Annotated in this window: 26 protein-coding genes and 1 riboswitch; of the genes, 21 read left to right on the forward strand and 5 right to left on the reverse strand. The window is 57.7% G+C overall.

Annotated features, from left to right (window positions below; genetic code table 11):
- The first annotated feature begins 52 nt into the window (after positions 1 to 52).
- Positions 53 to 526, forward strand: a complete 474-nt coding sequence (locus tag A3L02_RS05180; protein ID WP_088862941.1) for a peroxiredoxin — start codon at positions 53 to 55, stop codon at positions 524 to 526.
- Positions 527 to 579: 53 nt separating this feature from the next.
- Here A3L02_RS05180 and A3L02_RS05185 read toward each other — a convergent pair whose 3' ends face one another.
- On the reverse strand, positions 580 to 1,281 hold the full coding sequence (locus tag A3L02_RS05185) for a zinc metalloprotease (protein ID WP_088862942.1): 702 nt from the start codon (positions 1,279 to 1,281) through the stop codon (positions 580 to 582).
- A 90-nt stretch (positions 1,282 to 1,371) separates the two neighbouring features.
- Positions 1,372 to 1,445: riboswitch (Fluoride riboswitch) on the forward strand.
- A gap of 23 nt (positions 1,446 to 1,468) precedes the next feature.
- Here A3L02_RS05185 and A3L02_RS05190 point away from each other — a divergent pair.
- The 10 genes from A3L02_RS05190 (at position 1,469) to A3L02_RS05235 (ending at position 7,956) form a co-directional block, all read left to right on the forward strand.
- Positions 1,469 to 2,335, forward strand: a complete 867-nt coding sequence (locus A3L02_RS05190; RefSeq protein WP_088862943.1) for a prenyltransferase/squalene oxidase repeat-containing protein — start codon at positions 1,469 to 1,471, stop codon at positions 2,333 to 2,335.
- 9 nt (positions 2,336 to 2,344) lie between these two features.
- Positions 2,345 to 3,034 carry a DUF6062 family protein gene (locus A3L02_RS05195; RefSeq protein ID WP_088862944.1) on the forward strand — a complete coding sequence of 230 codons (690 nt, stop codon included), beginning with the start codon at positions 2,345 to 2,347 and terminating at the stop codon, positions 3,032 to 3,034.
- Positions 3,025 to 3,324 (forward strand): hypothetical protein, encoded by a 300-nt coding sequence (locus tag A3L02_RS05200; RefSeq protein WP_088862945.1) that lies wholly within the window; start codon positions 3,025 to 3,027, stop codon positions 3,322 to 3,324. Before A3L02_RS05195 ends, A3L02_RS05200 begins: the two co-directional genes overlap by 10 nt.
- Positions 3,321 to 3,746, forward strand: a complete 426-nt coding sequence (locus tag A3L02_RS05205; RefSeq protein ID WP_088862946.1) for a hypothetical protein — start codon at positions 3,321 to 3,323, stop codon at positions 3,744 to 3,746. The genes A3L02_RS05200 and A3L02_RS05205 overlap by 4 nt, the downstream gene beginning before the upstream one ends.
- A gap of 93 nt (positions 3,747 to 3,839) precedes the next feature.
- Complete coding sequence (gene crcB, locus A3L02_RS05210) at positions 3,840 to 4,211, forward strand: fluoride efflux transporter CrcB (RefSeq protein ID WP_088862947.1); 372 nt, start codon at positions 3,840 to 3,842, stop codon at positions 4,209 to 4,211.
- Between the two features lie 4 nt (positions 4,212 to 4,215).
- Positions 4,216 to 4,596: a DUF190 domain-containing protein gene (locus A3L02_RS05215; RefSeq protein WP_088862948.1), complete on the forward strand. Its 381-nt coding sequence runs from the start codon at positions 4,216 to 4,218 to the stop codon at positions 4,594 to 4,596.
- 46 nt (positions 4,597 to 4,642) lie between these two features.
- Complete coding sequence (gene coaBC, locus A3L02_RS05220) at positions 4,643 to 5,857, forward strand: bifunctional phosphopantothenoylcysteine decarboxylase/phosphopantothenate--cysteine ligase CoaBC (RefSeq protein ID WP_088862949.1); 1,215 nt, start codon at positions 4,643 to 4,645, stop codon at positions 5,855 to 5,857.
- A 61-nt stretch (positions 5,858 to 5,918) separates the two neighbouring features.
- Positions 5,919 to 6,725: a mechanosensitive ion channel family protein gene (locus A3L02_RS05225; RefSeq protein WP_088862950.1), complete on the forward strand. Its 807-nt coding sequence runs from the start codon at positions 5,919 to 5,921 to the stop codon at positions 6,723 to 6,725.
- Between the two features lie 220 nt (positions 6,726 to 6,945).
- Complete coding sequence (locus A3L02_RS05230; RefSeq protein WP_088862951.1) at positions 6,946 to 7,629, forward strand: aspartate/glutamate racemase family protein; 684 nt, start codon at positions 6,946 to 6,948, stop codon at positions 7,627 to 7,629.
- Between the two features lie 33 nt (positions 7,630 to 7,662).
- Positions 7,663 to 7,956 (forward strand): MazG nucleotide pyrophosphohydrolase domain-containing protein, encoded by a 294-nt coding sequence (locus tag A3L02_RS05235; RefSeq protein ID WP_088862952.1) that lies wholly within the window; start codon positions 7,663 to 7,665, stop codon positions 7,954 to 7,956.
- Between the two features lie 31 nt (positions 7,957 to 7,987).
- Here A3L02_RS05235 and A3L02_RS10425 read toward each other — a convergent pair whose 3' ends face one another.
- Both A3L02_RS10425 and A3L02_RS05245 read right to left on the reverse strand, forming a co-directional pair.
- Positions 7,988 to 8,146, reverse strand: a complete 159-nt coding sequence (locus A3L02_RS10425; RefSeq protein WP_237268571.1) for a type II toxin-antitoxin system RelE family toxin — start codon at positions 8,144 to 8,146, stop codon at positions 7,988 to 7,990.
- A gap of 119 nt (positions 8,147 to 8,265) precedes the next feature.
- Positions 8,266 to 8,484 carry a hypothetical protein gene (locus A3L02_RS05245; protein ID WP_088862953.1) on the reverse strand — a complete coding sequence of 73 codons (219 nt, stop codon included), beginning with the start codon at positions 8,482 to 8,484 and terminating at the stop codon, positions 8,266 to 8,268.
- Between the two features lie 136 nt (positions 8,485 to 8,620).
- Here A3L02_RS05245 and A3L02_RS05250 point away from each other — a divergent pair, with 136 nt between their 5' ends.
- From A3L02_RS05250 to A3L02_RS05290, 10 genes are all read left to right on the forward strand, one after another.
- Positions 8,621 to 10,039 (forward strand): TldD/PmbA family protein, encoded by a 1,419-nt coding sequence (locus tag A3L02_RS05250; RefSeq protein ID WP_088862954.1) that lies wholly within the window; start codon positions 8,621 to 8,623, stop codon positions 10,037 to 10,039.
- 10 nt (positions 10,040 to 10,049) lie between these two features.
- On the forward strand, positions 10,050 to 11,372 hold the full coding sequence (locus A3L02_RS05255; RefSeq protein WP_088862955.1) for a TldD/PmbA family protein: 1,323 nt from the start codon (positions 10,050 to 10,052) through the stop codon (positions 11,370 to 11,372).
- Positions 11,373 to 11,708: 336 nt separating this feature from the next.
- Positions 11,709 to 12,602, forward strand: a complete 894-nt coding sequence (locus A3L02_RS05260) for a DUF835 domain-containing protein (protein ID WP_088862956.1) — start codon at positions 11,709 to 11,711, stop codon at positions 12,600 to 12,602.
- A gap of 144 nt (positions 12,603 to 12,746) precedes the next feature.
- Positions 12,747 to 14,036, forward strand: a complete 1,290-nt coding sequence (locus tag A3L02_RS05265; protein ID WP_237268572.1) for an MFS transporter — start codon at positions 12,747 to 12,749, stop codon at positions 14,034 to 14,036.
- A gap of 86 nt (positions 14,037 to 14,122) precedes the next feature.
- Positions 14,123 to 14,536, forward strand: a complete 414-nt coding sequence (locus A3L02_RS10210) for a hypothetical protein (RefSeq protein ID WP_157895734.1) — start codon at positions 14,123 to 14,125, stop codon at positions 14,534 to 14,536.
- Between the two features lie 44 nt (positions 14,537 to 14,580).
- Positions 14,581 to 15,537 carry a hypothetical protein gene (locus tag A3L02_RS05270; RefSeq protein ID WP_088862958.1) on the forward strand — a complete coding sequence of 319 codons (957 nt, stop codon included), beginning with the start codon at positions 14,581 to 14,583 and terminating at the stop codon, positions 15,535 to 15,537.
- Positions 15,524 to 16,303 (forward strand): hypothetical protein, encoded by a 780-nt coding sequence (locus A3L02_RS05275; protein ID WP_088862959.1) that lies wholly within the window; start codon positions 15,524 to 15,526, stop codon positions 16,301 to 16,303. The genes A3L02_RS05270 and A3L02_RS05275 overlap by 14 nt, the downstream gene beginning before the upstream one ends.
- Positions 16,300 to 16,749 (forward strand): hypothetical protein, encoded by a 450-nt coding sequence (locus tag A3L02_RS05280; protein WP_088862960.1) that lies wholly within the window; start codon positions 16,300 to 16,302, stop codon positions 16,747 to 16,749. The genes A3L02_RS05275 and A3L02_RS05280 overlap by 4 nt, the downstream gene beginning before the upstream one ends.
- Complete coding sequence (locus A3L02_RS05285; RefSeq protein WP_335755118.1) at positions 16,746 to 17,420, forward strand: ABC transporter ATP-binding protein; 675 nt, start codon at positions 16,746 to 16,748, stop codon at positions 17,418 to 17,420. Before A3L02_RS05280 ends, A3L02_RS05285 begins: the two co-directional genes overlap by 4 nt.
- A 10-nt stretch (positions 17,421 to 17,430) precedes the next feature.
- Positions 17,431 to 19,074: a PEGA domain-containing protein gene (locus tag A3L02_RS05290; RefSeq protein ID WP_088862961.1), complete on the forward strand. Its 1,644-nt coding sequence runs from the start codon at positions 17,431 to 17,433 to the stop codon at positions 19,072 to 19,074.
- 9 nt (positions 19,075 to 19,083) lie between these two features.
- On the opposite strand, the gene A3L02_RS05295 is transcribed toward A3L02_RS05290, so the two are convergent.
- Both A3L02_RS05295 and A3L02_RS05300 read right to left on the reverse strand, forming a co-directional pair.
- Positions 19,084 to 19,554 carry a COG2426 family protein gene (locus A3L02_RS05295; protein ID WP_088862962.1) on the reverse strand — a complete coding sequence of 157 codons (471 nt, stop codon included), beginning with the start codon at positions 19,552 to 19,554 and terminating at the stop codon, positions 19,084 to 19,086.
- Positions 19,547 to 20,086 (reverse strand): phosphatase PAP2 family protein, encoded by a 540-nt coding sequence (locus A3L02_RS05300; RefSeq protein WP_237268573.1) that lies wholly within the window; start codon positions 20,084 to 20,086, stop codon positions 19,547 to 19,549. Before A3L02_RS05300 ends, A3L02_RS05295 begins: the two co-directional genes overlap by 8 nt.
- Between the last annotated feature and the right edge of the window lie 12 nt (positions 20,087 to 20,098).

A 20,098-nucleotide genomic window follows, 5' to 3' on the forward strand; every position in this document is an offset into this window, starting at 1 on the left:
TCCCATCCGAAACGTTTATGAGTTAGGCCACCCTAATAATCCCGGTGATACTATGAACCCTCTGGATGTAAGGGTGTTCGATGAGGACGGGAACGAGGTAAGCCTCGGGGACGTCATCCTGGGGAAGTGGACGGTGCTCTACGTCTATCCAAAGGACAACACACCCGGGTGCACCACGGAGGCGAAGGAGTTCACGGAGCTCCTCCCGGAGTTCGAAAAGCTCGGCTTTCAGGTCATCGGCGTTTCGAAGGACTCCGTGAAGAGCCACGCCCGCTTTAAGGAGAAGCACGGGCTGAAGGTCAAACTGCTCAGCGACCCCGGTGCGGAGCTCATCAAAGCCCTCGGCGCCTGGGGGAAGAAGAAACGCTATGGAAGGGAGTACGAGGGAGTGATGAGGAGCACGTTCATATTCAATCCCGAGGGAGAACTCGTCTGGAAGAAGATCAATGTCCGCGCAAAGGGGCACGCGGCTAAGGTTCTTGAGGAGGCCAAAAAACTGGTGGAGGGGCCCAAAAGCCCTAACTAACGCTCCAGCTTTTTTGATCTGGATGCCACGTGAACTTTAGGGCAACGTTGTCACTACTCCCTCCGGTTGCGTTCGGACCATTCGAGCGCCCTTTTCAGGTTGATGAAGCAGGAATCGCAGTAACCGAGCATCCTGGAGTCCCATTCCCCCATGCTCGACGGTGGGTTCATGACGCAGTCGTTGGTGCAGTGGCCAAGGTCGAAGCCGTGCCCGACCTCGTGGAGGACACCCTTGAGGAGGCGGTTCTTGAACAGCTCAAGCTTTTCCCTCAGGAGGGCCCTCTCCGCGGGGGATGCGCTCCCCCTTTGAACAGTTTTTATGAGTTCGGAGAGTTCCGGTGGCTCAAAGGGCTTCATCGACAGGAGCATGACCCTCAACCCTACCAGGGTCTCCTGTACCCCCAGGAACTTCTCGTAGAAGTCAAAGTATGGGTTGCGGGAGACGAGGGGAAAGGTGGTGAGTGCGAATATCCTGTTCATCCTGATGTCCGGTTTCTCCTCTATCTCGCCCAGGAGCTTGGCGTGGAGGACCTCAACGAGTACCTCCACAGGATAGGCCTTGATCTTCTCTTCCCCGGAGTATATGTTTATCAGGTAGCCGGGCTCGAGCTTTAGCTTTCCGATGTAGAGGAACCTCAGGGGAAGGTTGTTCTCCTCGAAGAACCTATTCGCTCCGTCGAACACGTCAAAAACGACCTCTTTCATCACCCCATCGTTCACGAAGTTTCCGACGTACGTGAAGGCTATGAACTCCATGATTTCATCCCGCCTTAAGTTGCCCTTTCCCTAATTAAATTTTTAGGTACACTACCTTTCACCAAAAACGTTTTAAAACGCCTTTCGGATGTTCCACCGGGCGATGGCGTCCGCCCGGGCTTCGAGCCGAACCGCCCTCCAGGGCTGATGACGCCTGTTCTCCGCAAAACCATGAGGAGGCGGTGGAATGGGCTCGAAGCTTTACGAGATGGGGAGATTCATCAACGCCGATTCCCTCGTCAGGTACATCGAGGAGAGGCGCCACGAGGACGGCGGTTACTGCTTCGTCAGCGTCCTCAGCGATACCAACGTCAACGACACCTACTACGCCATCAAAATCTACGACCTCCTTGGACTGGATTTCCCGGAGCCGGAGAGGACTGTAGAGTTCCTTGAGAAGACCATACAACCCCAGACGGCGGTCGTTGCGATAGCGATGGCCATGGAGGGTTTGGCCCTGCTCGGGGCCGGGGACGTGGCGAGGGAGCACCTCGACATCGTATTCACCAAGTACAACCCGCTCGAGGGTAAGTTCGCGGTGGGCCTCGGCGGAAGCGAGGAGTTCGGGACGGCGACACCGCTTGAGGCAACCTACTGGGTAACCAAGGCCTTCAAGGCCATCGGCCACGATTTCAGCACCGATGAGAGGGAGGCCATAAGGGCCTTCGTCATGAAGTTCAGGAACGGAAACGGCTTCGGCGTTAAGGGCCCGACGACGACCATGACCTACCAGGCCCTTTACGTTCTCCACGCCCTCGGCTACAGGCCGCCGAAAACCCCCCACTTCCGGAACTGCGAGCTCTGCGGCGACTGGGGCGGCTTCACCGAGGTCCCCTACAGTCTTCCGCCCTACATCGAGCCGACCTTTTACGGGACGAGGGGGCTTGGGCTCCAGGATGAAACTCCTAACTGCCCCCGGAGACACGTCTGGTTCATACGCCAGCTTCAGAACGCCAACGGCGGCTTCAGGAGGAGCCTCGAGCTCGGCATCTCGAACTTCCAGAACACATACAGGGCGCTTGCGGTGCTCGACTTCATGATGCGGTTCCTCTGAGTGGTGGGCATGGACCTGATAGGGATTTACCTGATGGACGCCCTCGGAGAGGGCTGTCCCGTCTGCAGGATACTTCGCAAGTACGAGGATTCGGAGATAGAGATCATCCTTTACGAGCACGTGAACGACCCCGATGTGAGGGAGAAGTTCAGGGAGAGCCTCGGCCTCTGCACCCACCACGCATGGAAGACCCTTGAAAAAGCTTACTCGGAGCCACTGCTGGGACCGCTGGGCGTGGCCATGATCTACGAGCACATGCTGGGGGTTTACGCAGACCTGCTGGAAAACGGCACGGCCCCCGAGGAGGGCGAGTGCTTCCTCTGCAAGCTGATGGAGGATAAGGAGAGGAGCACCGTGGAGGCGTTCGCCGATAGGATCGGGGAGCTCCTGCCCGAATACGAGCGCTCAGGGTCGATACTGTGCAAACGCCACTACGAGATGGTCCTCGAACTTCTCGAGAGGAAGAATCCAGAGGCGGCAGAAAAGCTGAGGGAGCTCCAGATTAGAAAGCTGAAGGGCCTCGGGGAGAGGCTCGGCTCTTTCATCGATAGGTTCGATTACCGCGCGAAGGAAGCGCCGAAGAAGGAGGAAGTATCCGCACTCCCGCTGGCGATAGAAGCATTGAAAGGTCTTGAAACGGGCGTAACGGTAAGAAAAAGGAGGAGCAAAAAACAAAGGGGGATACTCCCGTGGAAATAGAGGTCACTGACGAGGAGCTCAAGACCATACGCGAGAACAGGCGGGAAATAGAGGGGAGATTCCAGGATCTGGAGGGACTTGAGAGGACGCTCCGGGTCCTAAAGCTTCGTCTCCTCCGTGAAGAGGAAGAGAGGCTGGAGAGGAAGCTGGAAGAGATGGAGTACGGCTATAAGGAACTCCTCGAGTTCGAGGAGATGGCAAAGCGGGACAAGGAGTTCCTGATGGAGTTCAGGAAGGAGCTCAGCGAGGAGAACAGGAAACTGAGGGAGAGGCTCGGGTGGAAGGGATGAAGATAACGGTGAGGCCGAAGAGGGGCTGGAGAAGGGTAACCTTCCGGATCCCCGACGAGACCTTCGAGAAAATCGGGGAACTCTGCGAACGCTACGGTTTCCGGGTGGATGAGGCGCTCAGGATAATCCTCCTCCACGGCTACCTCGACGACGACCCCGAGGCCAACGAAACCACGTTTAAAAAGCTCCAGGAGGATATAGGGCGGCTCAGCGCGGAGCTCTACGAGCTCGAAGGGAAGTGGTCCCCCCTGAAGTTCAGCTCGTACTACCTTGCCATGGACGACCAGAACCTGGCGATACAGCTTTCGGCGATGATAGCGGAGAACAAGCGCCTCAGGGAACGTCTCGGCCTTCCGCAGAAGGACTACGGTGAGGTCGAGGAGAAGATACACTACTACCTGAACTTCGGGCGGGGAAAGTAGTCGCATCCCTTCCTGAATCTCTGTATACATTCGCACCAAAACCTTAAATAGCCGGGTCCAAACGCCCCCCGGATAAAGGAAAGGGTGAAGACCATGAACCCAAGGATGATCCTCGTGATAGCCCTCGGCGGCGCCCTGGGAGCGGTGGGGCGGTTCTACCTCTCGGGGATACTCCCCGTGTACAAGGATTTCCCTGCTGGAACGCTCCTCGTGAACAGCCTGGCCAGCCTGTTCCTTGGCTACCTCTACGGCCTGCTCTTCTGGGGTGTGGACGTGTCGGCGGAGTGGAGACTCTTCCTCGGAACGGGCTTCTGCGGGGCGCTGAGCACGTTCTCGACCTTCTCCTACGAGACGTTCTCCCTTCTACGGGAGGAGGAGTATCTTCTGGCCACCCTGAACATCGCGGCAAACGTTATAATCACGATAGGCTTAGTCTTCCTCGGGTTCGTACTTGCGAGGAGGTGATCCCGTGGTTGAGGTGGAACACTGGAACACGCTCCGCCTTCGCATCTACATAGGCGAGAACGACCGATTCGGGGGGAAACCCCTCTACAAGGCCATAGTGGAGAAGCTCAGAGAGATGGGCATCGCCGGGGCTACCGTTTACCGCGGTATCTACGGCTTCGGCAAGAAGAGCAGGGTCCACTCGGCGGACGTTATGCGGCTCTCCACGGACCTGCCCATTGTTATAGAGGCCGTCGATAGGGGATACAAGATCGAGAAGGCGATAAAAGAGGTAAAACCGATGATAAGGGACGGGATGATAACCGTCGAACCGACGATAGTGGTGTGGGTTGGCACGAAGGAGGAGGTGGACAGGTTCGAGGAGGACGCCGTGAGGGAGGGTTGAGTTACTATTATATAATGAATTAACCAATCCCTTCCGGGGATCCATCATGCTTCACCACGTCAAACTCATCCACGCTACGAAGAGTAAGAAGCTCCTCGGAAAGAAGATCGTCCTCGCCATCCCGGGGAGCATAGCCGCGGTGGAGTGCGTCAAGCTCGCGCGCGAGCTGATAAGGCACGGCGCCGAGGTTCACGCCGTCATGAGCGAGAACGCCCGGAAGATAATCCACCCCTATGCAATGGAGTTCGCCACGGGAAACCCGGTCGTTACGGAGATAACGGGCTTCATAGAGCACGTTGAGCTGGCCGGAGAGCACGAGAACAAAGCCGACCTCGTCCTGGTCTGCCCCGCGACGGCCAACACGATAGGGAAAATCGCCTGCGGTATCGACGACACGCCCGTTACGACCGTTGTGACGACGGCCTTCGCCCACACGCCGATAATGATAGCCCCTGCGATGCACTCGACGATGTACGACCATCCCGTAGTCAAGGATAACATCGAGAAGCTGAAAAAACTCGGCGTTGAGTTCGTAGGACCGAGGTTCGAGGAGGGCAAGGCGAAGGTCGCGAGCACGGAGGAAATAGTCTATCGCGTCATCAAAAAGCTCCACCCGAAGACCCTCGAGGGAAGGCGCGTCCTCGTCACTGCCGGCGCAACGCGGGAGTACATAGACCCGATACGCTACATCACTAACGCGAGCTCCGGGAGGATGGGCGTGGCCATAGCGGAAGAGGCCGATTTCAGAGGTGCTGACGTTACCCTAATCCGGACGAGGGGGAGCGTTTCAAGCTTCGTGGAAAACCAGATCGAGGTCGAGACCGTCGAGGAGATGCTCGCGGCCATAGAGAGCGAGCTAAAGGCGAGAAGATACGACGTCGTCGTCCTCGCGGCGGCCGTGAGCGACTTCTGCGTTAAGGAGAAAGCCCAGAGGAAGATAAAGAGCGGGAAATCGTTAACCCTCGAGCTCGAACCAACGCCGAAGATAATAGACCGGGTGAAGGAGCTCCAGCCCGACGCTTTTCTGGTCGGATTCAAGGCGGAGACGGCCCGGAGCGAGGAGGAGCTCGTAAGCGCCGCCAGAAAGCAGATCGAGAGGGCCGGAAGCGACCTCGTCGTGGCCAACACCCTCAACGCCTTCGGGAGCGAGGAGAACGAGGTCGTCCTCGTGGGAGAAGATTTCGTTAAGAAGCTGCCGAGGATGGGCAAGCGCGAGCTGGCGGAGAGGCTCTGGGACGAGATAATTTCTATACTTGGCTGAGAAGGGAAACCTTTTATATTCTAATAACCAATTTTTCCTAAAAACTCTCCGAGGTGATACTATGGTGGCCTTCGATGAACCCCTACCGTACATAGGGGTCACGCCGTTCCAATTGGTCTCAGCACTGATAATCCTGATAGTTGGCTACGTCGTGGCAAAGATACTCGTAGGCATCTTCAAGAGGGGCCTCAGGAAAACGAAGCTTCCACCGCTCGTCATTGAGTTCCTCGGGCGGTTCCTGGCGGTGCTGCTCTACGTAACCGTGATAATAGTCGCCCTCGGTGCGGTGGGGGTCTCCGTTTCCTCCCTAATCCTCGGCCTCTCGGCGGTAATCGGCCTGATACTGGGCTTCGGCCTGCAGGACACCCTCACGAACCTCGCCGCGGGCGTCTGGATCGCAGCGCTCAGGCCGATAGACGTCGACGAAGTCGTTGAAGTCGGCGGAAAGACGGGGAAGGTCAAAGCCGTCGGAATAATGAGCACCGAACTCCTAACTCCCGACAACAAACTCATAACCATACCCAACAAGCTCGTCTGGGGAAGCGTGATCACGAACTACACGAGGATGCCCACAAGGAGGGTTGACGTTGACGTCGGCGTTGCCTACGGAACGGACTTGGACAGGGCAATAAAGCTGGCGATTGACCTAATGAAGAACCACCCCAAGGTTCTCGATGATCCGGAGCCGGGGGTCGTGATAACCGCCCTGGCCGATTCGTCGATAAACCTCCAGCTGAGGGCCTGGGCAAAGACCGAGGACTACTGGGCGGTCAAGGGTGACCTGACCAAGGGTATCTACGAGCTCTACACCCGGGAGGGAATAGAGATCCCGTTCCCGCAGCTCGATGTCCATCTGAAGGAAAAGTGAACCCTTCTATCTTTTTTAGCTTTCAATTTAACTTTCAAGGAAAGATTTTTGGACTCAGCTTTGTGGCCATTCTATCCTTGGGGGACTTAATAGCGTCCTGATGTGTGTCTGGGGGGCGAACTTGGAGTTATAACCAGACCTTCCCATATGTTTGAGAAATCTTCTTCTAACACCCAAAAACTGATAAAGATTGTTTTCCAGGGGGTTCCCGGTGATGGTTATGAAGAGGATAGGGATAATCGGCGGGACGACGCCCGAATCAACGTGTTATTACTACCGGAAATACATCGAGATAAGCAGGGAGAGGTTCGGCCCCTTCACCTTCCCGGAGCTCATAGTCTACTCCATAAACTTCGCGGAGTTCAAGGACAATCCCAAAGGCTGGGAGGGGAGGAAGGAGATACTCATAAAGGCCGCGAGGGCCCTCGAGCGCGCCGGGGCCGAGGTCATCTCCTTCTCCGCCAATACCCCGCACATAGTCTTCCCGGAGGTTCAGGCCGCCGTGAACGTCCCCATGGTGAGCATAATAGACGCCCTCATCGAGGAGATGAAAAGGCGGGGCGTTGAGAGGGTCCTTCTCCTCGGAACCAAAACCACGATGACGGCCGGTTTCTACAGGAACGCCCTGAAAGAGGCTGGCTTTGAGGTGGTGGTGCCCGCGGAGAAAGAGATAGACGAAATCAACAGGATAATCTTTGAGGAGCTGGCCTTCGAGAACCTGAGGAGCAAGCCCTACCTCGTGGACCTAATCGAGAGGTACGCGAGGGAGGAGGGCGTTGAGGGCGTCATCCTCGGTTGCACCGAGCTCCCGCTGGCGATAAAGCCCGGCGACGTCTCCATCGAGGTCTTCGACACGGCCGAGATCCACGTGAGGAAACTCATCGACGTGGCGAGCGGTTTTTAAGCCCTTCCCCTCTCCCTCTTCAGGGTGGTGAGGGTGGAGATAAGCGAGTTCCAGGAGATGATAAAGGAGATTTACTTCCACAAGGACTCGAAGCGAGGGGTTGAGAGAACCTTTCTCTGGTTCGTCGAGGAGGTCGGGGAGCTGAGCGAGGCGATAAGGAAGCGGGATCGGGAGGGAATGGAGGAGGAGTTCGCCGACGTCCTGGCCTGGCTCGCGAGCCTCGCCAATCTCCTCGGGGTGGACCTCGAGGAGGCGGCTAAGAAGAAGTACCCGGGCGTCTGCCCCTACTGCGGCAAGAAGCCGTGCGAGTGCGAGGAGAAGTTTTGAGTGGAAGATTCTTTGTCCATGGCCTGATCCTTTAATTAGTCGTACACATTCTCCCGTTTTCCAATTTGATGATAAGAATAAGCAGTTCTTTCCGTCGAAGTTCATAAATGACCCTGTACTCGCCGAGACGAACCCTAAACGTGTTTTTCTTCCCCTTGATCTTTTTGACGTCAAACTTCCCGGATGGCACAGGATTGAATTTGAGTTCTTCGATTAACTCCTCAAACTTTTCTTCAAGTTTTCTGGAGCCTTTTCTAATTTTTTAGAACGTTCCTGTGAAGAAGAACCTCATAGGTCATTCATGGCACCTCAAAGACCGAGCCTCTTCTTTGCCTCTTCCCAAGGCACCCCGTTTTCCATCGTTTCCCGTGAAAGCCGCTCCAGCTCCGCGAGTTCCCCTTCGCTGAGCTCCTCTTCCTCAAGGTTCTGAATCTTCAGCTTGAGAAGCTCTTCCTCTATCTCGTCCAGTTTTTTCTGCATAAGCTGTATATCCCTGAGTATGAGGGCAACGTTGATGTTCTCGCCCATCCCTCACCCACCTTTGGTTCACCGTCCTGATAGATAAACCTTACGAACCGCCCGACCCTTTTCGATATCCATCTTAGCGAAAAGACTTTTATACTCCAAGGTGCACTATTCTATGCAGTAAACCGAGGTGATGTGCATGGAGCTTTTGGAGTTCGCCGTCGAGAAGGCCCTCGAGCTGGGGGCCAGCTACGCCGAGGCGAGGTTCGAGGAGAAGAAGGGCACTTCTTTGGCCATGAAGAACGGCAACCCCGAGGGGTTGAGCGTAATATCCGACAGGGGCATGGGCGTAAGGGTTCTGGCCGATGGGGGAATGGGCTTCGCAAGCACGAACGTCCTGACGAAGGAGAGCGTGGGCGAAGCGGTCAAGAAGGCCGTCAAGCTGGCCAAGGCGGCCGCCAAAGTCAGGAAGGAACCGATAGTCTTCTCGGAGGAGGACTTTCACTCCGTCGAGTACAAGGTGAAGATGCGCAAGGACTTCCGCGACTTCTCGCCCGAGGAGAAGCTCGAGCTCCTCAGGAAGATCGAGGAGGAGGTAAAGGCAACCGGGGTAAACGTGCCGATGCGCTACCTCAACTACTCCGACCAGGTCTGGAAGAAGAAGATACTCCACAGCGACGGCGCGTACATCGAGAGCAAGATCCCGAGGGTCTCCGTAACCTACAACCTCGTGGTCTTCGAGAACGGCCAGATGGAGCAGGCGCCCTTCGTCCAGAGGGCCTTTTCCGGCGGACTTGAGCTCATCGAGAAGGACGAGCCTTGGAAGTGGGCGGTGAAGGACGTCCAGGCCTTAAAGAGGCTCATCTACGAGGGCAGGAAACCGCCTGAAGGCAGGGTCGACCTCGTCATCAGCCCGGAGGTCGCTGGCATAGCCGTCCACGAGAGCGTCGGGCACCCCTACGAGAGCGACAGGATATTCGGAAGGGAGGCCGCCCAGGCCGGAGAGAGCTTCGTCAAGCCAGACATGCTCGGCGAGAGGATAGGGAGCGAGGCGGTGACGGTTATCGAGGACCCGACGATACCGAACAGCTGGGGCTTCTACCTCTACGACGACGAGGGAGTGAAGGCCCGCCCGAGGTACCTCATCAGGAACGGAATCATCAACGAGTTCCTCATGAACAGGGAGTACGCGGCGAAGCTCGGGCAACGCTCCAACGCCGCGGCGAGGGCCATCAACTACAACCGCGAGCCCATAGTCAGGATGGCCAACACCTACCTGGCTCCTGGCGATCACTCCTTCGAGGAGCTCATCGAGGACGTCAAACTCGGCGTCTACATGGTCTCCTTCAACGAGTGGAACATCGACGACCGCAGGTATCAGCAGAGGTACATCGGCAGGGAGGCCTACCTCATCGAGAACGGCGAGATAAAGCACCCGGTTAGGAGGCCCATCCTCGAGATAACGACGAGGGCGCTGTGGAGCAGCGTCGATGCCGTCGGCAGGGAGGTGGAGTTCTACCCCGGAACCTGCGGCAAGGGCGAGCCGGGCCAAGGAGTTCCGGTCTGGATGGGCGGAGCGCACGCAAGGCTCAGGGACATACCTTTGAGGAGGCCGTGAGGTGGTGGAGATGTTCGACGTTAACGATTTCATCCTCAAGAAGGCTAAGGAGCTGGGCTTCGGCGACGTCGTCGTCCTCTCCCACGAGACGGAGCGGAGGCAGGTCCGCTTCGCCAACAACGAGATAACCGTGGCGAAGAACTGGCACGAAAGGAAGGTGGAGCTCTTCGTCGAGCTCGAGAAGCGCGTCGCCGGGACGAGCATCACGGAGCTGAGCGAGGAGAACATAGAGAAGACCCTGAAGACGCTCCTGAGCAACCTGAAGGGCATGTCCCCCAAGGAGGACTACTACGGCATCGCGGAGGGCCCCTTCGAGTACAGGGATATCCCGGAGACCTTCGATAAAGCCATAGTCGAGCTGGACGAGCCGAACGAGTACGTTGAAACCGCGATAAACTCGGCCCTCGAGGAGGGGGCCAAGAGAGTTGCGGGAGTTCTCTACACTGACCACGATAAAATTTACTTGACCACGAGCAACGGCGTCGAGGGGTTCGACGAGGGGACGGGGATAGAGATAAGCGTCCGCGCCTTCATCGGCGACCTCGAGAGCGGCCACGGGACGAACTCCTCAAGGGTTCTGAAGAAGTTCGACCCCGAGTGGGCCGGCAGGAAGGCGGGGGAGATAGCTAACCTCGCCCGGAACCCGGAGCAGGGGCCCGAGGGGAAGTTCGACGTCATCTTCGACCCGCTGGCCTTCGCGAACCTGCTCAGCTACATGAGCTTCATGACCTCAGCCTACGCCGCCGAGGCAGGTTTCAGCTTCCTCGTGAACAAGCTCAACGAGAAGGTCGCGAGCGACATCGTCACGATAAAGGACATTGGAAACCTGCCCAACGGCTACGGGACGCGGAAGTTCGACGACGAGGGCGTCCCGACGAGGGAGACGACCATCATCGAAAACGGAACCTTCAGGACCTTCCTCCTCAACCACAGCCTGGCCAGGAAGTACGGGGCGAGCACGACCGCCAACGCCGGTCTGGTAATGCCCCACGCGTGGAACATCGTCCTCGAGCCCGGCGATTACACCAGAGAGGAGCTCTTCGACGAGGTTAAGAAGGGCATCTACATCACAAACGTCTGGTACACCCGCTTCCAGAACTACGTCGCCGGTGATTTCTCGACCATCCCGAGGGACGGGATTTTCCTCGTCGAGAACGGCGAGCTGAGGCCGATAAGGAACATAAGGGTGAGCGACAACCTTCAGAGGATCCTGGGCGGAATAAAGGGCCTGACTAAGGAGAGCCACCACGTCCACTGGTGGGAGGTCAACACCCCTGTAACGACGCCCTACGTTCTCGTCGGGGACGTCGGAATAACGAGGGCGATGAAGTGACGCCTCTTTTCTTTCTTCATTCCATCCCCTTTCGGGACCCATCTTTGAACTCAGCCGATTATTAATAAGCACAGCCCATTTGAGTTAGCTAAACAACTTGGATTAAAGTTTTTAAAGGGGCTGAAGAAGCTCAAAGCATCAGGGGCGATGGGAGTGCTGGAGGTAATCAACGTCGTGATGAGGTTTTTGACATGGGGGTTTGCCCTCTACAGGTGGGCAAAGAGGCGCGAGGAGTTCATGCTCTTTCTGACGCTGGCGCTGTAGATAGATTCCCTCGCGGCCCTCGCGCAGAAGCGGATACTCGTGGAAATTGGGGCGTCCCCCAACGGAGAGGCTTTGGTACCGCTACTGGCCCTTCTTGCAACGATTGAGGGGATGCTCCTCCTGCTGATGGCCCTCCACCTGCTCGGACGCCTCAGGACCACGGGTGGCCAGGTACTGCTCATCTCGGTGACGGTTGGAGGTTCCACGTACGTCCTCCTCGCGACCATCCTCGGTGCGTCCCCACTCGTGCTGATGGCGTTTCCCATACCCTTCATGGGGCTGATGTTGATAGTCGCCGGCTACGCGCTCATTAAAGAGGAGATGGGCCTGAGGAGCATCGCGACCCTGCTTCCCATCGGCGCGTTTCTTTTGGGCGCCATAAACCTGACGTACCCCGTAACCGTGACTACAAACCTTGCTCCCTATCTTTACGGCGCGGGCGCTGTGTTCAGGGCCATGATTTTCATTGGAATGATAAAGTACGCCTTCTTCCAGATCATGCCTCCTCAGACCTCGAACATCAACGTACCCACCGGGGCATTCTACACGGACGATGAAAAGCAGCTGGCGAGGATCGTCGAGAAGATGAAGTCCTCTGGCAACGGGGTTCTCATAACCCGGAGTCCCCCTGGGGAGGGCCCGCTGTCAATCCCGGTTTTCTGGGTCACACGGGTCGCTTCAAGCTCGCCTGAGCAGAACGTTATTACGGTGCGGCCAACCGATATGGGGATACTCATAGACCTCGTTAAGAGGCACATCGAGAAGGGTCACTCCCTCGTCGTGCTCGACTGTTTTGAGTACCTCGTCCTTGAGAACGGTTTTGAGAGGGCCATTAAGTTCCTGCTCTCGTTGAAGGACTACGTTACCAAGTACGGTGGCACCCTGATAGTTGCAACAAGCCCGCCCGCGTACAAGGAGAGGGAGTGGAAGATCCTGAGCAGAGAGCTGGACAGGCTGGAATTGTAGGTGAAGGGTCAGGCGGCCCTCACCCCCGACTACGGATGGGTCATAAGGGACAAGGAGTTAGTTCCATCAGTATGAAGGCCACACGCCATTTTCGGATCCGACCTATTGGAAAACGCTTAAAAATTTCCGATCCAGATGTACTGGGTGGTGGAAGTGGAGGTCATCGAGGACTCCCGGTTGAATAGGTTCCACTACACGCTTCTGGCCATCCTCGGGACGGTGTGGGCATTCATAGCGGTTAACACCATCTCCGCGGGCTTTGTAATAGCGCTCCTCAAGAACGACCCCGCCTTCCAGGGGAGTCTCACAAGGCTCGGCTCCCTCGGTTCTGCGGCACTCTTCGGCATGCTCTTCGGGGCTCCGCTCTTCGGCTACCTCGCCGACAGAATCGGGAGAAGAACAACGCTCGCACTCGCTGTTTCCACCTTCTCCATCGCCTCTGTAGTGAGTGCCTTCGCAGGAAACCTCGAAACGCTCATAGCCCTCCGCTTCATCGTGGGGCTGGGCCTGGGCGGCTCGCTACCCGTCGCGAGCTCTTACTTCGCCGAGTTCATGCCGAAATCGGTGAGGGGGGCTATGATTTCAATCCTCGAGAGCTTCTGGGCCGTGGGGACGATAATCGTGGGTGTCGTCGCCATACTCGTGGGGGCCGACTGGCGGAGCGTACTCCTCTTCGGCGGGGCTGTGGTACTCGTTCTTCCCCTCATCCTCGCGCTTCCGGAATCGCCCCGGTACCTGCTAACGAGGGGCAGGATAGAGGAAGCAGAGAAGACCGTCGAAAGGATCCTTGGGGTGAGGGCTAAACTCAGCGTCCCCGGAGAAAGGAAGAGGGCCTCGGTGGGCGATCTCTGGAGGCGGTACGGCAGGAGGACCCTGATGCTGAGCGTGGCCTGGTTCAGCATAGCCTTCGCATACTACGGCTTCTTCATCTGGCTCCCGAGGTTTTTAGCCTCGACCCTCGGAATCACCGTCTTCAGGAGCTTCCAGTACTTCGTTATCACGGCTGTGGCCCAGCTGCCGGGTTACTGGAGCGCCGCCTACCTTCTGGAGAGAATCGGCCGGAAGAAGACGCTCTCCTACTACCTCCTCCTCTCGGGAATCGCCGGGCTGGGGTTCTACTTCGCGGCCCGTTCTGGAAGCGAGGCGGCGATAATATCGAGCGCCATAGCCTTCAGCTTCTTCAACCTCGGAGCCTGGGGTGCCATCTACGCCTACACGCCCGAGCTCTACCCGACGGAGGTCAGGGGCACAGGCACGGGATGGGCTGGCGCCATGGCGAGGATAGGAGGGGGAATAGCGCCGATTTTAGCCGGAAGAATAATGGAGTTGAGCGGGAGCGCCTTGGCCGTTCTGGTGATTGCAGTCGTTGCCATAGTCGGCGCCCTTGATGTTCTAACCCTCGGGGAGGAGACGATGGGAAGGAGCATCGGGTGATTCCATTTTTTCTTATTACCTTGATTACTCCTTAAAGAAAAATTTATAAAATTACATATTTTGAATAACTACACGGAGGTGGCTATGTGAGGAGATTTATAAGTATTATATTGGTTTTGGGTTTTCTTGGATATATAGTCGGAAGCTTTGTGGTAGCAACCTCTCAGGGTAGTAGCCCAACTGGATGCTGGAGGATGTACAAACACGATGTTGATGACCATGTATGGGACAATGGAGAGTGGTACTGGGCAGGGGTCAGGGGATACGTCAGGATCTGTGATGGAAGGGCCACCATCGAAGTCAACACGGTAGAGCATGTTGCTGCAGTGTCTACCGATAAAGGAACACGTATCATCAGGGGCCCTTACGAGGAGCAGACATCAAGGATTGCGTACACAACATTCGAATATCAAAGGGCTAACGGGGAAACTGGATGGGCGAATGCAGTTATCTATGCAACCCCTGCACCAACCCCAACCAATACCGGTGAAAACCCATGAAAAGATTAAAACAATTAGTGCCTTCTCTTCTTTTTATTTTTCTATTGCTGGTTCCCGCAGTCGGCGCCACCCTGCCGTGGCTTAAGGAGGGAACCTACGCCAGGTACGCGCTCCTTGAACCCCCCGGCGGGCCGAGCCATGTGAAGGACCTTTACTTCTTTGACCTATATCCAGAGCGGCTTTCCCCCGCGGTTCGGGAGGGGGTCCTGGACTACCTGAGCAACGATTCGCCCTGGAGAAAGGACGGCTTCCCCTTCGTGACGGGGGACTGCACGGAGGTCTTCTTCGGGTTCCGGATCTTAGAGGTCGAGGGCGGGACGGCGCTCCTAAACGTCAGCTTGACCTTCGTGAACGCCACTATAGAGGGCGATTACCACCACATAATCCCAAACCTGACCGTGTGGAAGGTGTTAAAGCTGAACCTCACGGACATGACCTACTACGAGAACGGAACTCCCGTCGGGAAGGCCACCCTCTTCGTGGACCCGTCGAACCCGCCGGAGCCGGGGGAGTTTCTGTTCAGGCTGGAGGGTCTCTCCGATGAGGTCAACGTCACCGTCGGGAACGTCACCTACAGCGCCTACGGCAACGACACGGTTCTGACCTATTACCGACCCTTCGGGCCACCGCGGATAGGTGTAAAGACGGGGGAGTTCTACTTCAGCGACGCCGGCAGGAACTGGTCCATATCGGGCGGCGGGAGCGAGGAGTACACCTACGACTTCCTCACGGGGGTTATGATAGCGGGGTCCTTCATGCATTCCACGGAGCTGATGGCCATCGGGATCTTCCGCGTCGACGACTTCGACAGGAGGATCCGTGGGAGATCGGAGGATGGGGTCTGGCCCGACGGCATCAAGCTGTACGATACCAACATCCGGTTTCCGGACAAAAACGGAGGCTCGTTCCCGGACAGCCCCTGGAGGTACTACCTCTACTCGGGAACACTGGCGCTCCTTGTCTCCGCTGGATTGAGGTGGTGGAAGAATGGGCACGCTTAAAACCCAGCTGAAATGGGAACTGAACGATCCGCTGACGCTCACCGTTTTCCTGTTCGGGTTTCTGATGACCGGAATCGCGTTCGTGAGGGACGCCCTCAGGATGGGCGCGGTGGGGATGCTCAACCCCTTCAATCCAGAATCGGCGGTTCATTACGCCACCATGATCCCAAAGCTTGCCCTTCCCGGCGTCTCACAGGAGGCCTACAGCGTCCTGGTCTTCGTCGCGGTGATGCTCTCAAGCCTCTCCATAAGGGGCGATATCGATTCCCTCGCCGCCCTCACCGTTTACTCCCTTCCCATTAGGAAGTGGAAGCTCTTCACCGTTAAGTTCACCTCGACCTTCCTGCTGACGCTCCTGTCCTTCGTGCTGCCCTATTTCCTCGCCCTCGGATACGTTCTCTCGGGCTCCCCAGCCCTCTTAACCGGGATTCTCGGGGACGGTGTCTGGATCAACGTCCTCGCCTTCCTTCTGATGACGGTCTTCTACACCATCTCGGTCTCGCTTTTCGTGGCGGTGCTCTCACCAAATTCCTTCGCCGCGATACTGGGCGGTCTGACCGTGCTCTACGTTCCGGTTATCCTCGGAGTATCGAGTCTCCCACCCTTCAACATCTCGGGGGCAATGTCCTCGTACCTGACGGCGGTCGCCTACGGAATGGAGCACGCGGGCAGTCCCTACGCGGGCGTCGTCAGGGTTGGGTTCTTCGTCCCGTCGATACTGCTGGCCGCCTCGATGATCATCAGCGAAGGGAGGGACGCCAGATGAAGCGGTTCACCCTCTTTTTCCTGCTCGGCCTGTTCCTCTTCACCCTCGGCACCATCTTCGTTCCATACCATCAGGGAACGAATTCAACCGCCTCGGGCTTCCTCAGCGGAAACGGCTCTTCCACATCCCTCTTCGTTCCCACCGCAAGGAGGGTGGCGGTGAGCATCGTGACGGCCAACAGCGGGAAGTACAGCGTCCTCGTCTTCGATGGAACGAGGGGGAGGTTCATAGCCAACCTCACCGCGATGGGGAACATGTACCGGGAGGTTGAGCTTCCGGATTCCGGGACTTACTACTTCGTCTACCGCGGGAACGGCACGGCCAGGATAGCGATAAGAACGATATCCACCTATCCATCGGAGCGGGTGCTCAGCGTAGAGTACGTAAGCGGCGGGACCCTGGCCTTTCTCCTCGCCGCCCTGATATGGCGGGGGGTGAGACGGTGATAGTGAGGGCAAAGAAACTGACCAAGCGCTTCGGCAGCGTCGTCGCCCTCGATTCCGTTGACCTTGAGATCCCGGGGGGTCTCACAGTGGTGGTGGGCCCCAACGGGGGAGGGAAATCGACGTTCATGAAGATTGCAACCGGCGCTTACAGGCCCAGCGGCGGGTGCATAGAGGTCCTGGGGAAGGATCCCTGGCGGGACGAGGGAGTAAAGAAGCGTCTGGGGGCCTCCTTCGATCCGCCTGCGCTACCCCCGTTAAGAACCGGGAGGGAGTGGCTGGAGTACGTATCCGAGGCGAGGGGCGGGAACGGACGGGACGTCACGGAGGCCGCGGAGACCTTCGGGATCGAGGGGTTCGTGGACAAGAGGGTGAGGGATTACTCCGCCGGGATGAGGAAGAGGGTCAGCCTTGCCCAGGCTTTCGTCGGAGACCCGGAGCTGGTTTTCCTGGACGAGCCGCTGGCGAACCTCGACCTCGAGGGCATGAAGAACGTCGTTGGGGTTATTCAAAGAAAGCACGAGGAGGGCCTTAACCTCGTCGTTATCTCCCACATCTGGCGACCCTTCCTGGAGATGGCGGATTACGCCGTCTTCATAGCCGCGGGAAGGGTTCAGGCTTCGGGCGATCCGGACGAGGTTCTTCCGCTGATCGAGGGAGCCTTCCCGCTGTGAGGTGGTGGAGATGAAAGGGGGTGCGATCCTCATCGGGGCGATGCTCCTGCTGTCCATAGTGGCCGGTGCCGCTGGTGCGGTTTCGGGGGGCGGTTACGGAATACTCATCGTGGACTCCAGCTCGAGCGTCCTCATCCCTGAGAAGGGACTGAACTTCACGGCGCCGGCGTGGGTGAAGCTTCCGGCCTTAAAGGACGGTGAGAGTTACACCGTTATAACGAGGGTAAACGGCATGGAGGTAAAGATCCCGGTTAGGGTAAAAGAAGGGCTGACCACGATAGTCAAGCTGGACGAAAAGGGGATTATGAAGGCCATCATATCAGAGGGCGCCGACCCCTCTGAACTGGAGTTCGGGGAACCCGTTACCCTCCCACCGAAACTCCCGGATTCGGGCTGGGTACCGAAATGCGGTGTGTCAACCTACGGCCCCGTTGAGGGCAATGGACCACCGTTTGAGGTCGTGAAGGTTTACGGTGAACCCGACTACGTACTGCTGTTCAACGGCACCCCCATCAGGGTGTGCGATGAGTACGAGATGGACGAGATCAGGGCTCACGACGACGGCTGGGCGATGGTGGGACACCGGCTCAACTGGACCAGCTACGTCCCGGATTACATGAGGGTCGAATTGAACTCGGAGCCCCGGGATTCCGCGGTTTTGATCTTCGGGGCGAGCCTCATAGTGCTTAGAACTCCCCTGACCCTCTCGTTACCCGTAATCAACGAGAGCGTCCACGGATACGGCTTCGATTTCACAGGGGACCGGGTGGATTTCGAGGTAAAACCAATAAAAGAGTACCCCATAACCGTCGCCTCGAACATCACCTCTTCCAATGGCCTCGCTCCCCGCGTGAGCTTCATCGTGAACCCCGCCCCGGGAAGGAGGGCCAGGATAAGCGTCAACTTCACCGGGATTCTCAATGCCGTAAGCCTAAGGGCCGTGTACGGGATACCACCGGAGTACAGGAACCTTCCCAGCGGGATGGAAGAAACCCCCGGAGGAACCCCGCAGAGTAACGGGAAGGCAGAGGGGGACACCGAAAACGAAACCGTCGTAACCCCAACACCCGAGAACGCGACGCTCGTGATCGAGACTCACCCGGAAGAAGTGGAGGTTTACGTGGATGGAGAGCCAGTTTGCAGGGGCGGTTGTACTTTGAACCTCACCCCCGGAGAGCACGGGGTCGAGGGGCGGGCCAAGGGTTTCGTGAAGTGGAGCAAAAGAGTGGTGCTCTCACCGGGCGAGCGTGTAAACCTGAACATAACCCTGTTGCCCTATCCGAGGTTCCGCGTGGTTTCGGTGCCCGAGGGGGCGGAACTTTTCGTCGATGGAAAACCCTCTAACTGCACCACCCCCTGCAACCTCACCCTCACCCCGGGAACTCACGAGCTGGTCTTCAAGAAGGAGGGTTTCAGGGATTACAGAACCGAGGTTGAGGTTCACGCGGGGGACGGCGGGGTCATAACCGTGTCGCTGACCGACCTGAGCGGCAGAAAATACTCTCTGGACCCCAGGCTAAGGGGAGGAAACCGGGGCGAAGAGGCCTGGGAGGAAAGAACTACGGGAAGGCTCCCGTTATCTTCCACAACAGCCTACGTGCTCGGGGGAGTCCTGATCCTCGGAGCCGCTCTGCTGGTCGCCCGAAAACTTTGAGCTCTCTTTTTATCCCATTCCCCCGAACACCCCCAGCGCCGGGAGCACCGTTATCCCCATGCTGAGCACTCCGCCGAGGATCAGCGCCGGAATCGTCTGCCCCTTCTCGATGCCGAGGAGGTAGGCCGCCAGAGCCCCCGTCCAGACGCCGGTTCCGGGGAGGGGAACCGCCACGAAGAGCGTCAGCCCGATGAACCCCCACCTCTCAACGTAGGGATGGGCTTTCCTCCTCACGCGCTCGACGTAGTGGAGGTAAAGCCCCGCAACCCGGTCCAGGGGGGTCCCCTCGAGCCAGAGCATGAGCCTGTCTATGTAGGGCAGAACAGCCGGAAGGAGGAGCGAGAGGAGCAGGACGCCGAGGGAGGCAACCGCGAGGGTCCCCCAGAGTGGATAGCCCCTGCCTATGCCGTAGACGATGGCGTAGCGTCCCTCGAACGTGGGAACCAGCGACAGGACGAAGACCTCGAGGAGGTTATTCAACGTCCAGCACCCCCAGTCTGAGCTTTTTGATTACGGCTCTATACCACGGAAGCCACGCGCTCTCCGTGTACTCGACCAGCATGAAGACCCACGGCCCGAGGAGCAGGCCGAAGAGGACGTCGCTGAACCAGTGAACGTGGAGGAGGAGCCTTGAGAAGGCTATCCCTATCGCCCAGCCCCACCAGAGTGGCCAGAGCCTTCTCCAGCGCCGGCTCAGGAAGTAAGCGAGCACCGCGGCCCTCGTCGTGTGGCCCGAGGGAAAGGCGAAGTAGTCGGCGTTCTTCAGCGATTCGAGGAGGCCCCAGTGAACCCCGGCCTCTCCGGGGCGGGGAACGCCGGTTAGAACCTTCAGCAGGCCGACCACCAGCATGGCGACGATGAGACTGAGGATTAACTCGAGGGTGGGCCTGCTCAGCTTGCCCCCTTTTACAACGTCCCACAGGAGGAAGGCGAGGACGTAGAGGGCAACCGCGACAAAACTCGCCGTATCGGTGAGGAGATGGACAAAAGAGCCTCCTGAGGGAAGAACCAAGTCTACCCAAGT

The organism is Thermococcus celer Vu 13 = JCM 8558, from assembly GCF_002214365.1.
In the GTDB taxonomy this organism is placed as follows: Archaea; Methanobacteriota_B; Thermococci; order Thermococcales; family Thermococcaceae; genus Thermococcus; species Thermococcus celer.